This window comes from Mesorhizobium sp. M1004, from assembly GCF_040318795.1.
Lineage (GTDB): Bacteria > Pseudomonadota > Alphaproteobacteria > Rhizobiales > Rhizobiaceae > Mesorhizobium.
This window is the reverse complement of the sequence record NZ_JAMYNB010000006.1, coordinates 95,581-108,173: the sequence shown is the minus strand read 5'-3', so window position 1 is coordinate 108,173 and position 12,593 is coordinate 95,581. Positions and strand designations below refer to the sequence as shown.

Here is a 12,593-nt window from a genome sequence, read left to right as displayed (position 1 = left end):
CCGGACCGAAAAGTGTGCAGCGATTTTCGAATAAATTCGATGCTTAAGACAAGAACTGGAGCAGCACGCGCTGCTCCGACACAAATTGGAATGGCAGGAAGATGATGACCAGCAACGACCCGCTTCTCCAGCCTTACCAGCTCAAACACCTGACGCTGAAGAACAGGGTGATGTCGACCAGCCACGAGCCGGCCTATTCAGAGGACGGCATGCCGAAACAGCGCTACCGGCTCTACCATGCCGAAAAGGCCAAGGGCGGCATGGCGCTGACCATGACGGCGGGCTCGGCCATCGTCTCGCGCGACAGCCCGGCCGCCTTTGGCAATCTGCATGTCTATGACGACCTCATCGTGCCGTGGCTGGCCGAACTGGCGGACGCCTGCCACGAGCATGACTGCAAGGTGATGATCCAGATCACCCATCTTGGTCGCCGCACCGGCTGGAACAAGGCCGACTGGCTGCCGGTGCTGTCGGCTTCGCCGGTGCGTGAGCCGGCGCACCGCGCGTTCCCGAAAACCATCGAGGACTGGGACATCGAGCGCATCGTCGCCGACTATGCGTCCGCTGCGCAGCGCTGCCAGGCGGCCGGCCTCGACGGCATCGAGTTCGAATCCTACGGCCATCTGATGGACGGCTTCTGGTCGCCGGCCACAAACCATCGCGACGACGAGTTCGGCGGTTCGCTCGACAACCGGCTGCGCTTCACCGACATGGTGCTGGATGCCGTGCGGGCTGCCGTCGATGAAAAGTTCATCGTCGGCATCCGCATGGTCGCCGATGAGGACTTTGACAAAGGCCTGTCGAAGGCCGAGGGCGTCGAGATCGCGAGACGGCTCGCCAATTCTGGCAAGGTCGATTTCCTGAACATCATCCGCGGCTCGATCGAAAGCGACGCGGCGCTCACCAAGGTTATCCCGGTGACCGGCATGCGCTCTTCGCCGCATCTCGATTTCGCCGGCGAGGTGAGGGCGGCAACAAAATTCCCGACCTTCCATGCGGCGCGGATTTCCGATGTCGCCACGGCGCGCCACGCCATCGCAACCGGCAAGCTCGATATGGTCGGCATGACCCGCGCCCATATCGCCGACCCGCACATCATCAAGAAGGTCATGGAAGGCCGCGAGCACGAGATCCGGCCTTGCGTCGGCGCCACCTATTGCCTCGATCGTATCTATGAAGGCGGCGAGGCGCTGTGCGTCCACAATGCCGCGACCGGCCGCGAGGCCGAGATTCCGCATATCATCCTGAAGACCGAAGGGCCCAGGCGGAACGTCGTTGTCGTTGGCGCTGGCGCTGGCGGGCTCGAGGCAGCTCGCGTGATGGCCGAACGCGGCCATCATGTCACGGTGCTTGAAGCCTCCGGTCAGGCCGGCGGCCAGGTTCGGCTGGCAACGCAGAACCCGCGCCGCAAGGAGTTGATCGGCATCATCGACTGGCGGCTGGCCGAACTCGACCGGCTCGGCGTCGGGATCCGCTACGATACATGGGCCGAGCAGGACGATGTGCTGGCGCTGTCGCCCGATGTGGTGGTGATCGCCACCGGCGGCCTGCCGCAGAACCCGCCGCTGACATCAGGCGACAATCTCGTCACGTCGAGCTGGGACATCATGGCCGGCAGCATCAAGCCGGCGGAGAACGTGCTGCTCTTCGACGACAATGGTGGCCACCAGGGCATGGGCGCGGCGGAGCTGATCGCCAATGCAGGGTCAAAACTGGAGCTGGTTTCGCCGGAGCGCTTCTTCGCCCCCGAAATGGGCGGCATGAACCACGTGCCCTATATGCGCGCCTTCCAGGAGAAGGGCGTCACCATCACCATCAACACCAGGCTGCGCTCGGTACGGCGCGAGGGCAACCAGCTGGTCGCCGAACTCGCCTCCGACTTTGCCGACGGCTGGCGCGGCGAGAGGCGGGTCGACCAGGTGGTGGTCGAGCACGGCACGGCGCCGCTCGACGATCTCTATCTCCAGCTGAAACCGCTGTCGAAGAATGGTGGCGCGGTCGATTACGAGCGGCTGGTCGGCGGCGGCGATATTTTTCCTTCACGCAACCCCGAAGGGGGCTTCGTGCTGTTGCGCATCGGCGATGCGGTCGCCTCGCGCAACATCCACGCCGCCATCTATGATGGCATCAGGTTCGGCTTGCGGGTTTGAGCCTACAAGCCGGCCTACGGCTTGTTCCAAAGCTCGATCTCACCCTTCCGGCGGGCGCATCTCGATCGCTCAAAGTGATGGGTGGCGCGCAGCCAAACCTCTGTGCGGAGAGCCACCTTGCACATCCGTCCGAACTGCGCGCCGCGTACGCCACCAGCCGAGAGCCAGGCGACGCACGATGCGGAATGCTTTTCAACCGGGAGGCAACGCGCGGCAGGGCTCAAATCATCCTTGCCGTCGCCATGCAAAGTACGGTGAGTACCAGAAGCCAGGCGGCGATGCGCTCGCCGCGGGCCATTTTGGTGCGCAGCGCCGCTTCCGTTGCGGCGTCCGCGCCGGCAAGCTGCCGGCTGGTCTTGCGGACGACGACGCTGAGAACGCCGGCAGCGGCGAAGGCGGCCAGGATGCCCAGCGCCAGCACCATTTCCATCGAGCCGAAATAGGCGCCGTGGAAGAAATACCAGAGCAGGGCGCCGGTCACGAACACCATACCGGCCGAGCCCATTTGCGGTCCAATAAAGCGCTCCGCCCTGATCTCGGGGTCGCGGGCAAGCGTGATGGTGGTGCCGGCCCAGAACACACCGGCCATGACGTGAAGGCCGATAACGACGATGTAGACATATTGCATGACCGCTTCCTCCTTGCCCGCCGCCCGTCCTCGGATCCCTGTCGAATGCGGGATAATACGAACTCGGTAGATCGACACGCATGATAGTTAGGTATCAAATGGTTCGATGTCAATGTATAATGCCGCGTTCCATCGCTCGGCGCCTTGTTCTACTGTCGGCGCATGACTCCCTTTGACCGTCCGCCAATCGGCATGAATCTCGCGCGCACCTCCAAGCTGGTGGCGCAGGCCTTTGACGCCGCTTTGGTCGAGGCCGGCGGCACGCTGCCGGTGTGGCTGACCTTGCTTTCGGTCAAGTCGAGCGAGCTTGCCAACCAGCGCGAACTTGCCGGCATGATCGGCATCCAGGGCGCCACGCTCACCCACCATCTCAACGCCATGGAGGCGCAAGGCTTGCTGACGCGCCGCCGCGATCCGGACAACCGCCGGGTTCATCTGGTCGAGCTGACGCAGGCGGGCGAAACGATGTTCCTGAAGCTGCGGGCGGCGGCTCTCATCTTCGACAAGCGGCTGCGCGCGGGATTGCCGGACGACAGGCTGGCGGAGTTCGCCGAGGTGCTGGCGGCATTGCGGGCGAATGTCGCGCCGGCCAAATGACCGGCACCGGTGGGCAATAGTCAGGCTAAATTGCCCTGAAGCACCTTCAGCTTGGCTTTCTTCGGGCTGCGCGCCAGCAGCCATTCGCGCGCTTTGTCCTGCGGCATCGGGAAGGCGATGGAATAGCCCTGCACCTGATCGCAGCCGATTGCCATCAGCGAATCGAGCTCGGCTTCGGTTTCCGCGCCCTCGGCGACGATCGAAATGCCGAGACCGCGCGCCAGCTCGGTGATGGCGCGCACGATCTTGGTGTTGTCGCCATTCTCGTTGATGTTCTGGACGAAGCGGCGGTCGATCTTCAGCCGGTCGATCTCGTTGGGATTGACGTGGCTGAGCGAGGCATAGCCGGTGCCGAAATCGTCGAGCTCAAGATGGACGCCAGCAGCGCGGATGTGGCGCAGCTTCGCCGCGATGCCCGTCTTCTCGTCGTCGAGAATGACGGATTCGACGATTTCCAGCGACAGTTTCTGCGGAGCAAGGCCGGCCTTTTCCAGCGTCGCGAACAGGAAGCGGTCGAAGTCGGGTTCGCGCAGCTCGGTGCCGGACACGTTGACGGCAAGCCGGCCGAAAGCGATGCCGGCGCGATCCCATTCGGCTGCTTGCTCGATCGCCTTGGTAAAGACGATGCGGCCGATCTCGGGCATGAAGCCGCATTTTTCGGCGACCGGAATGAACTCGCCCGGCGCAATCATGCCGCGCTCGGCATGCTTCCAGCGCACCAGCGCCTCGATGCCGCTGATGGCGCCGTTGCTCAGCGACACCTGCGGCTGGAAATAGACTTGGAAGGCGTTCTCCGAAATCGCGACCTTGATGTCGTGCTCGAGCTGCTTGCGGTAGTCTAGCTCGCGCCTGAGTTCCTCGGAGAAGAACGAGAAGCTGCCGCCGCCGAGCTTTTTGGCGGAATAGAGCGCGAGGTCGGCGTGGACGAGCAGATCCTCGGCATTGTCGGCGTCGATGGGATAGACGGCAATGCCGGCGCTGGCCCCTGGAAGGATGGTCGTGCCCTGGAAGGTAATCGGCTCGTTGATCTCCTCCAGGATGCGCCGGGCCAGCATGTTGATGTCCTCGGGGCCGCCGGCGCCATTGAGGATCATCACGAATTCGTCGCCGCCAAGGCGCGCGCAGAGATCCGACGCACGGCAGGAATCGCGCATGCGCTGCGCGGTGACGACCAGCACATAGTCGCCGGCGGCGTGGCCGAGTGTGTCGTTGATCTGCTTGAACCGGTCGAGGTCGAGCTGGATGACCGCCAGCCTCTCGCGCCGGCGATGCGCGCCCTTGATCAGCGTTTCGAAGTGGTCGGTCAGGAAGGTGCGGTTGTGCAGGCCGGTCAGCCCGTCATGTACGGCGATGAAGGCCATCGAGTTGCGGGCATCGACAAGCTCGTGCGTCTTGCGCAGGATCGCCTTCGACATCGGCCGGAAGATGAAAAGCGCCACCAGGACGATGACGCCGATGGTGGCGTAGAACAAGGTGCGATGGAGATCGAGGAGCTTTTCCGACCGCTCGTCTGCGAATGCGGCGATGCGTTGGCCGAGCGCGGCATAACCCGACAGCGTCGCATTGGCGACGGAAGCATCGAGATTGACGCGCTCGCCGCCGCCCTTGTAGGCGGCATTGCCGGAGAGCTGGGATTCGAAGGACGAGATCAGCCTTTCGCCATTGGCGACCAGCCCGACCGAGAAATAGTCGAGGTGGAACGGCTTGCCGTAAAGGACGCTCTCGATCGACTTTGGATCGGACAATGCTGGCGACAGTGGGTCGGCTCCCGTCTGTTTGAGCAGCAGGTCGTAGTTCGTCTCGAACTCGGCGGTCGCCTGTTTCAGCGCGGCAACCAGGGCCGGCTGCTTGTCACGCGCGGCTGAGCCGGTTGCGCTGGTCAAAAAGACAATGCGCTGCGACAGCGCCTTCTGGGTGCTGACGATGTCGAGCAGAGTATGGTTGTGCTGTTGCGCCGCCATCATCTGCTGCAGCAGGATGAAGGAGGCCATCACCATGGCGGCGATGATCAGCAGCGCCAGCCAGTAGCCGCTCTTGATCAGCAGGATGAGTTTGCCCGAGACGGTTTGCGCCGGCTGCTGCGACATATTCTAGGTGACCCCTCGGTCGACGGATTTCTGCCACTGATTCGTGGCGAGAAGACCATTGGCTTGAAAGGGTTAACAGGTCTGGAAGCCGGCGGAACTGTTGCTTCGGCAGTAAACGAAAGCTGCCGAGATGGTTATCATGTTCTTTCGCGGCATAGCCGTATTCGCGTGCCTGCTACTCCAGCATGCGGGCCATGCGATCGGGTCGCGCCAGGGTTGAGCCCGCCGTGCCACCGAAACGGTCGCTTTTGCGATGGATTTTTAGTGCGCGTAGCGCGACAGTCGCGCCAATCTCAACAGGACCTGATCCATGAGCGCGGCATTCCTCTCCCATATCGACAACGAACTGCAAGGGCTGAAATCCGCCGGGCTCTACAAATCCGAGCGGGTGATCACCTCGACCCAGTCGGCTGAGATCGAAGTCGGCGGCGACAAGGTGCTGAATTTCTGCGCCAACAACTATCTCGGCCTCGCCGACAGCTCAGAATTGCGCGATGCAGCCAAAGGCGCGCTCGACCGCTACGGCTACGGCATGGCCTCGGTGCGCTTCATCTGCGGCACGCAGGAAGAGCACAAGCAGCTTGAATCAACGATTTCATCATTCCTCGGCATGGACGACACCATCCTCTACGGCTCCTGCTTCGACGCCAATGGCGGCCTGTTCGAGACACTGCTCGGCGAGGATGATGCGATCATTTCCGATGCGCTGAACCATGCCTCGATCATCGACGGTGTGCGGCTGTCGAAGGCCAAGCGTTTCCGCTACGCCAACAACGACATGGCCGATCTCGAAGCCCGGCTGAAGGAGGCGAAAGACTGCCGCTTCCGCCTGATCGCCACCGACGGTGTGTTCTCCATGGATGGCATCATCGCCAATCTTAAAGGCGTCTGCGACCTCGCGGAAAAATACGACGCCATGGTCATGGTCGACGACAGCCATGCCGTCGGCTTCGTCGGCAAGAACGGCCGCGGCTCGGCCGAGCATTGCGGTGTCGAGGGCAGGGTGGATATCATCACCGGCACGCTCGGCAAGGCGCTCGGCGGCGCCTCCGGCGGCTACACCTCCGGCAAAAGCCAGGTCGTCGACTGGCTGCGCCAGCGCTCGCGGCCCTATCTCTTCTCCAACACGCTGATGCCGGCGATCGCCGGCGCCTCGATCAAGGTGTTCGAGCTGATCCGAAATGGCGACGCCCTGCGCCAGCGCCTATATGCCAATGCGGCGCGCTTCCGGTCCGAGATGGGCAAGCTCGGCTTCACGTTGGCCGGCGCCGATCACCCGATCATCCCGGTGATGCTGGGCGATGCCAGCCTAGCGCAGGAAATGGCGGCGCGCATGCTGAAGCGCGGCATTTATGTCATCGGCTTTTCGTTCCCGGTGGTGCCGAAAGGCCAGGCGCGCATCCGCACCCAGATGTCGGCGGCGCACTCCAGCGCCGACATCGATCGCGCCGTGGCGGCATTCGCGGCGGTCGGCAAGGAATTGGGCGTGATTGGCTGAGAGTTTTACCCTCCCCCATGTCGGGAGGCGGGGTGGGGGTCTGCAGGGTCACGACCTCCGCCAGTTTTTTGACCCCCATCCGGCCCTTCGGGCCACCCTCCCCGCAAAGGGGGAGGGTAAGGAGTTGTAGCATGTCGAACATGATGAAGGCGCTGGTGAAGGCCAAGGCCGAACCGGGCATCTGGATGGAAGAGGTGCCGGTGCCGGAGATCGGCCCTAACGACGTGCTGATCAAGGTCAAGAAGACGGCGATCTGCGGCACCGACGTCCACATCTACAATTGGGACCAGTGGGCGCAGAAGACCGTGCCGGTGCCGATGGTGACCGGCCATGAATTCGTCGGCACGGTGGCCGATTTCGGCGCTGCGGTCACCGAATACAAGGTCGGCCAGCGTGTCTCCGGCGAAGGTCACATCGTCTGCGGCCATTGCCGCAATTGCCGCGCCGGCAGGGGGCATCTCTGCCGTAACACGCTCGGCGTCGGCGTCAACCGCCCCGGCGCCTTCGGCGAATATCTGGCGATCCCGCAGCACAATGTCGTGCCGATCCCCGACGATGTGCCCGACGAGATCGCCGCGATCTTCGATCCCCTGGGCAATGCCGTCCACACCGCTCTGTCCTTCGACCTGGTCGGTGAAGACGTTCTGGTCACCGGCGCCGGGCCGATCGGCATCATGGGCGCGCTCGTTGCCCAATGTGTGGGGGCGCGAAAAGTCGTCATCACCGACATCAACCCGGTGCGGCTGGCGCTGGCCAAAAAGCTCGGCGTCCAGCATGTCGTCGATGCCTCGAAGGAAAAACTGCGCGACGTTATGCCGGCGCTGGGCATGACCGAGGGTTTTGACGTCGGCCTCGAAATGTCGGGCGCCGCGCCCGCCTTTCGCGACATGATCGACACCATGAACAATGGCGGCAAGATCGCCATTCTGGGCATCGCGCCGACCGGCTTCGAAATCGACTGGAACAAGGTCATCTTCAAGATGCTGCACTTGAAGGGCATCTACGGCCGCGAAATGTTCGAGACTTGGTACAAGATGATCGCCCTGGTGCAGGGGCCGCTGGATGTGTCGGGTCTGATTACGCACCGCATTGGGATCGACGATTTCCAGACGGGGTTTGACGCGATGCGGAGCGGCAGTTCGGGCAAGGTGGTGATGGATTGGTGAGGCACGTGTGGGTGCAAGATGGCGGACAATGAGCACGGTCGTATCATTGCCTCGCAGGCAAAGCTCGTACTGAAGCCGGCCGGATTTCGACGCAAAGGGCAGTCCCGAATCTGGATCGCCGATCGCGGCTTCTGGCTAAGTGTAGTCGAGTTCCAGCCCAGTTCCTGGTCCAAGGGCACTTACCTTAACGTAGCAGTCCACTGGCTCTGGGGTTCGCTTCCGGAAACGATTACCTTCGATCGCGTTGAGCGCATTGGACAGTTCGTTCCGTTCGAGAGCCCGCCACAGTTTCTTCTCGCGGTTGATCAAATGGCCAAGAAGGTCGTCGAAATCGATCAGGTTCACCGATCGATGTTCCCTTCCGTCCAGGCGACAGCGAAAATCCTCGTGAGTGAATTGCAGCCGGGCGCCTACGGCGAGTGGGCGGCCTTCCACGCCGGGGTGGCGGCTGGTTTGGCCGGTGATTTTGAAACGGCAAGGCGACTGTTTGAAAGCGCTCAAAGACACGCGGCTTCGCAAGCGCAGGCGCTTCTAGCCTACATTGATGATCCGGCGGCATTTCGAAGCCGTGTCAGAGGCTTCATTGAAGCCGAACGCGCCTATTACGGTCTAGGGGCGTTGCCTGCCGCATTCGCGATCTGATTTCAGCGACGGTCGAACTTATGGGAAGATCTCAACCCAAGGTGAGTTTTGCCTCCAGCGCCGCCACCCCATTCACAATCGCCGCCCGCTCTTCCGTACCAAGCCTCTCCAGCAACTCCCGTTCAAAGGCTTTCGCCAGCGGCACCATTTCGCCATAGGCCGCCAGCCCCGCCTTCGTCAGCGCCAGATGCTCTACACGTCGATCATTCTCGTCGGTTGTGCGTACCAGCCAGCGTCGCCGCTCGAGCTCGGCCACGGCGCGCGACACCTTGGTCTTGTGCATGGCCGACTGTTCGCCAAGCGCTGTCGCCGTCATGGTGCCGCGCTGTCCGAGCCCTGACAGCGTGCGCCATTCCGGCCGCGTCAGGCCGTGGCGGTCGCGGTAGATTTTTGAAAATTCGCGGCTGACGGCGTCGGCCAGCCGGTAGAGCCGATAGGGCAGGAAGCTTTCGAGTTCGAGGATTTCCATCTGCACCATGGATGCGGCATTCGCCCGTTGATAGTTACATTTTCGATGGTTACAAATGAAACCAGTTTGGTCAACATCGCCGGCAAGCAGCGCTTTGCGGGGCCGGGTTCAGGGAGGATCGGATGACCTTTTCCTACATGCCGGGCTTCGGCAACGACTTCGAAACCGAGACGCTGCCCGGCTCGCTGCCGCAGGGGCGGAACTCGCCGCAACGGCCGGCTTACGGGCTCTATGCCGAACAGCTATCGGGCTCGCCCTTCACCGCGCCGCGCGGCACCAATGAGCGTTCCTGGCTCTACCGCATCCGGCCGAGCGTAAAACACACCGGCCGCTTCAAGGCAGCGAGCTATCCCCTGTGGAAGACAGCACCCAATGTCGGCGACCACGAACTGGCGCTCGGGCAGTATCGCTGGAGCCCGGTGCCGATGCCGAGTGAGCCGACCGACTTCATCGCCGGCATGCGCACCATCACCACTGCCGGAGATGTGCTGGGCCAAAGCGGCATGGCCGCGCATGTCTATGTCGCCAACCGATCGATGGTCGACGATCATTTCTTCAATGCCGATGGCGAGTTGCTGATCGTCCCCCAGGTCGGCGCCTTGCGCTTCGTCACCGAGATGGGTGTCATCGAGCTGCGGCCCGGCGAGATCGCCGTGCTGCCGCGCGGGCTGGTGTTCAAGGTCGAGCTCATCGACAAGGAAGTGCGCGGCTATATCTGCGAAAACTACGGCGCCAAGCTGACGCTGCCGGACCGCGGCCCGATCGGCGCCAACTGCCTGGCCAATCCTCGCGATTTCAAGACGCCTTGCGCCTGGTTCGAGGAGAAGGAAACGCCGTGCCGGCTGACGGTGAAATGGTGCGGCAATTTCCATGTCACCGAGATCGGCCATTCGCCGCTCGATGTCGTCGCCTGGCACGGCAACTACGCCCCCTACAAATATGATCTGGCGACGTTTTCTCCGGTTGGCGCCATCCTGTTCGACCATCCCGATCCGTCGATCTTCACCGTGCTGACGGCGCCGAGCGGCGAGGAGGGCACCGCCAACATCGACTTCGTCATCTTCCCGCCGCGCTGGCTGGTGGCGGAGGATACGTTCCGCCCGCCCTGGTACCACCGAAACATCATGAGCGAGTTCATGGGCCTGATCCACGGCCAGTATGACGCCAAGGAGGAAGGTTTTCTCCCGGGCGGCATCAGCCTGCACAATCTGATGCTGGCCCACGGCCCAGACGCGCCTGGCTTCGAAAAGGCCTCGCGCTCGGAGCTGAAACCGGTCAAGCTCGACAACACCATGGCCTTCATGTTCGAGACCCGATTCCCGCAAATGCTCACCCGCTACGGCGCCGAGCTTGAAACGAGGCAGGACAATTACATCGATTGCTGGACCGATCTGAAGAAGCGTTTCAACGGCACGCCGGAGGGCGACTGGTCTTGAGATCAGCCCAGTGAACGACCGGCTGGTGCTTCTCGGCTCCAAGGGCGGCCCGGCGCTGCGGCCGGGCGGGCCGTGGCCGAGTTCGTCGCTGCTGGAGCTTGGCGGGCGAACCATCGTCGTCGATTGCGGGCTCGGCGTCACGCGCGGTCTGGTCGATTCCGCCGTCAGCCTGAAGGCGCTCGACCTGATCTTCGTCACCCACCTGCATTCCGACCATGTACTGGAACTGGGTCCGTTGCTCCACACCGCCTGGACCGCCGGCCTCGCCAGCCCGGTGACGCTGTTCGGACCACCCGGCACCGGCCAATACTGGCGCCGCTTCTGCCAGGCGATGGAGTTCGACATTGAAATTCGCATCGTCGATGAGGGCAGGCCGGACATTCGCGAAATGGCTTCGATCGTGGAATTCGGCGAGGGCGAGATTTTTGCGCAGCGCGGCCTGAAGGTCTCGGCACTGCGCGTCGACCATCCGCCGGTCACGGACTGTTTCGCGCTGCGTTTCGACCACGCCGGCAAAAGCATCGTCTTCTCGGCCGACACAGCCTTCTTTCCGCCGCTCGCAGGCTTTGCCCGAAATGCCGACATTCTCGTCCATGAGGCCATGCTGGAAGAAGGCATCGAGCGGCTGGTCGCCAGGACCGGCAATGGCGCGCGGCTGAAGGAGCATCTGCTTGCCAGCCACTCATTTGCCGAGCAGGCAGGCCGCATTGCCAGCGATGCCGGGGTGAAGAGGCTGGTGCTCAACCACCTCATTCCGGCCGATGATCCCGAGATCGGCGAGGCCGACTGGGAGGCTGCTGTCAGGAAATCGTGGGTGGGTGACTTGACGATTGCCCGCGACGGCCTTGTTGTGAACTTAGACGGCGCCAAAGCCGCATCAGGAGAGGAAACCGCATGAAGCTTGCCACATTGAGGGACGGGACGCGCGACGGAAAGCTTGTCGTCGTCTCGCGCGACCTGACGCGCTTCACCGACGCCTCGTTCCTGGCGCGCACGCTGCAGGCCGCACTCGACGACTGGCAGCGGATTTCGCCGCACCTGGCGACGATCGCCGAATCGCTGGAGAACAATGCGGTGCCGTCGGCACGCTTCCATGAGCATGACGCCCAATCGCCGCTGCCGCGCGCCTATCAATGGGCCGATGGTTCAGCCTATGTGAACCATGTCGAGCTGGTGCGCAAAGCTCGCGGCGCCGAGATGCCGGCAAGCTTCTGGACCGATCCGCTGATCTATCAGGGTGGCTCGGATTCCTTTATCGCGCCGCGCGATCCGATCCGCGCGGCGGACGAAGCCTTCGGCATCGACATGGAGGCGGAGGTCGCCGTCGTCGTCGACGATGTGCCGATGGGCGCCAGCCTCGACCAGGCGCGCGCTGCGATCCGGCTGGTCATGCTGGTCAATGATGTGACGCTGCGCGCACTCACCGGACCCGAACTCGCCAAGGGGTTTGGCTTCTTCCAGTCGAAGCCGTCCTCGGCTTTTTCGCCGGTGGCGGTGACGCCGGACGAACTCGGCGACGCCTGGGATGGCGGCAAGGTCAACCTGCCTCTGCTCGCCGACGTCAACGGCAAGCCGTTCGGCCGTGCCAATGCCGGCGTCGACATGACCTTCGACTTCCCGGCGCTGATTGCCCATGCCGCAAAGACACGGCCGCTGGTTGCCGGCACCATCATCGGCTCGGGCACCGTCTCCAACAAGCTGGATGGCGGGCCGGGCAAACCGGTGGCGGCCGGCGGCGCCGGCTATTCCTGCATCGCTGAACTGCGCATGATCGAGACCATTGAGTCTGGCGAGCCCAAGACGCCGTTCCTGCGCTTTGGCGATACGGTGCGTATCGAGATGAAGAATAAAAGCGGAAACTCGATCTTCGGCGCCATCGAGCAGAAGGTCGAAAAGTCCCAGGCATAAGAGGGGGCAATA

Annotated in this window: 11 protein-coding genes; 8 read left to right on the top strand and 3 right to left on the bottom strand. The window is 63.0% G+C overall.

Annotated elements, in window-relative coordinates; translation table 11 throughout:
* The first annotated feature begins 104 nt into the window (after nucleotides 1–104).
* Nucleotides 105–2,150 (top strand): oxidoreductase, encoded by a 2,046-nt coding sequence (locus NKH54_RS14405; protein WP_353028437.1) that lies wholly within the window; start codon nucleotides 105–107, stop codon nucleotides 2,148–2,150.
* Nucleotides 2,151–2,370: 220 nt separating this feature from the next.
* Here the strand turns inward: NKH54_RS14405 and NKH54_RS14400 are convergent, their stop codons facing one another.
* On the bottom strand, nucleotides 2,371–2,778 hold the full coding sequence (locus NKH54_RS14400; RefSeq protein ID WP_023745497.1) for a hypothetical protein: 408 nt from the start codon (nucleotides 2,776–2,778) through the stop codon (nucleotides 2,371–2,373).
* Nucleotides 2,779–2,970: 192 nt separating this feature from the next.
* Here NKH54_RS14400 and NKH54_RS14395 point away from each other — a divergent pair, with 192 nt between their 5' ends.
* Nucleotides 2,971–3,375: a MarR family winged helix-turn-helix transcriptional regulator gene (locus tag NKH54_RS14395; protein WP_023672921.1), complete on the top strand. Its 405-nt coding sequence runs from the start codon at nucleotides 2,971–2,973 to the stop codon at nucleotides 3,373–3,375.
* A 20-nt stretch (nucleotides 3,376–3,395) separates the two neighbouring features.
* Here NKH54_RS14395 and NKH54_RS14390 read toward each other — a convergent pair whose 3' ends face one another.
* Entirely contained in the window at nucleotides 3,396–5,462 is a 2,067-nt protein-coding gene (locus NKH54_RS14390) for a putative bifunctional diguanylate cyclase/phosphodiesterase (protein ID WP_023672920.1), read from the bottom strand.
* 310 nt (nucleotides 5,463–5,772) lie between these two features.
* On the opposite strand from NKH54_RS14390, the gene NKH54_RS14385 reads away from it, so the two are divergent.
* The 3 genes from NKH54_RS14385 (at nucleotide 5,773) to NKH54_RS14375 (ending at nucleotide 8,768) form a co-directional block, all read left to right on the top strand.
* On the top strand, nucleotides 5,773–6,960 hold the full coding sequence (locus tag NKH54_RS14385) for a glycine C-acetyltransferase (protein WP_023694421.1): 1,188 nt from the start codon (nucleotides 5,773–5,775) through the stop codon (nucleotides 6,958–6,960).
* Nucleotides 6,961–7,091: 131 nt separating this feature from the next.
* Nucleotides 7,092–8,126 (top strand): L-threonine 3-dehydrogenase, encoded by a 1,035-nt coding sequence (gene tdh, locus NKH54_RS14380; RefSeq protein ID WP_023672918.1) that lies wholly within the window; start codon nucleotides 7,092–7,094, stop codon nucleotides 8,124–8,126.
* Nucleotides 8,127–8,144: 18 nt separating this feature from the next.
* On the top strand, nucleotides 8,145–8,768 hold the full coding sequence (locus NKH54_RS14375) for a DUF4304 domain-containing protein (protein ID WP_023694420.1): 624 nt from the start codon (nucleotides 8,145–8,147) through the stop codon (nucleotides 8,766–8,768).
* A gap of 31 nt (nucleotides 8,769–8,799) precedes the next feature.
* Here NKH54_RS14375 and NKH54_RS14370 read toward each other — a convergent pair whose 3' ends face one another.
* Entirely contained in the window at nucleotides 8,800–9,237 is a 438-nt protein-coding gene (locus NKH54_RS14370; RefSeq protein WP_031208795.1) for a MarR family winged helix-turn-helix transcriptional regulator, read from the bottom strand.
* Nucleotides 9,238–9,359: 122 nt separating this feature from the next.
* On the opposite strand from NKH54_RS14370, the gene hmgA reads away from it, so the two are divergent.
* The 3 genes from hmgA to NKH54_RS14355 are packed head-to-tail and all read left to right on the top strand — an operon-like array spanning nucleotide 9,360 to nucleotide 12,581.
* Nucleotides 9,360–10,673: a homogentisate 1,2-dioxygenase gene (hmgA, locus tag NKH54_RS14365; RefSeq protein WP_023694418.1), complete on the top strand. Its 1,314-nt coding sequence runs from the start codon at nucleotides 9,360–9,362 to the stop codon at nucleotides 10,671–10,673.
* Between the two features lie 10 nt (nucleotides 10,674–10,683).
* Nucleotides 10,684–11,571 (top strand): MBL fold metallo-hydrolase, encoded by an 888-nt coding sequence (locus NKH54_RS14360; RefSeq protein ID WP_353028436.1) that lies wholly within the window; start codon nucleotides 10,684–10,686, stop codon nucleotides 11,569–11,571.
* Nucleotides 11,568–12,581, top strand: coding sequence for a fumarylacetoacetate hydrolase family protein (locus NKH54_RS14355; protein WP_353028435.1), 1,014 nt, complete (start codon nucleotides 11,568–11,570; stop codon nucleotides 12,579–12,581). The genes NKH54_RS14360 and NKH54_RS14355 overlap by 4 nt, the downstream gene beginning before the upstream one ends.
* The last annotated feature ends 12 nt before the right edge of the window (nucleotides 12,582–12,593 follow it).

Excerpts from the sequence above, each read along its gene's own strand:
- NKH54_RS14405 (WP_353028437.1), top strand. The coding sequence starts at position 105 with ATGACCAGCAACGACCCGCTTCTCCAGCCTTACCAGCTCAAACACCTG.
- NKH54_RS14400 (WP_023745497.1), bottom strand. The coding sequence starts at position 2,778 with ATGCAATATGTCTACATCGTCGTTATCGGCCTTCACGTCATGGCCGGT.
- NKH54_RS14395 (WP_023672921.1), top strand. The coding sequence starts at position 2,971 with ATGAATCTCGCGCGCACCTCCAAGCTGGTGGCGCAGGCCTTTGACGCC.
- NKH54_RS14390 (WP_023672920.1), bottom strand. The coding sequence starts at position 5,462 with ATGTCGCAGCAGCCGGCGCAAACCGTCTCGGGCAAACTCATCCTGCTG.
- NKH54_RS14385 (WP_023694421.1), top strand. The coding sequence starts at position 5,773 with ATGAGCGCGGCATTCCTCTCCCATATCGACAACGAACTGCAAGGGCTG.
- tdh (WP_023672918.1), top strand. The coding sequence starts at position 7,092 with ATGTCGAACATGATGAAGGCGCTGGTGAAGGCCAAGGCCGAACCGGGC.
- NKH54_RS14375 (WP_023694420.1), top strand. The coding sequence starts at position 8,145 with ATGGCGGACAATGAGCACGGTCGTATCATTGCCTCGCAGGCAAAGCTC.
- NKH54_RS14370 (WP_031208795.1), bottom strand. The coding sequence starts at position 9,237 with ATGGAAATCCTCGAACTCGAAAGCTTCCTGCCCTATCGGCTCTACCGG.
- hmgA (WP_023694418.1), top strand. The coding sequence starts at position 9,360 with ATGACCTTTTCCTACATGCCGGGCTTCGGCAACGACTTCGAAACCGAG.
- NKH54_RS14355 (WP_353028435.1), top strand. The coding sequence starts at position 11,568 with ATGAAGCTTGCCACATTGAGGGACGGGACGCGCGACGGAAAGCTTGTC.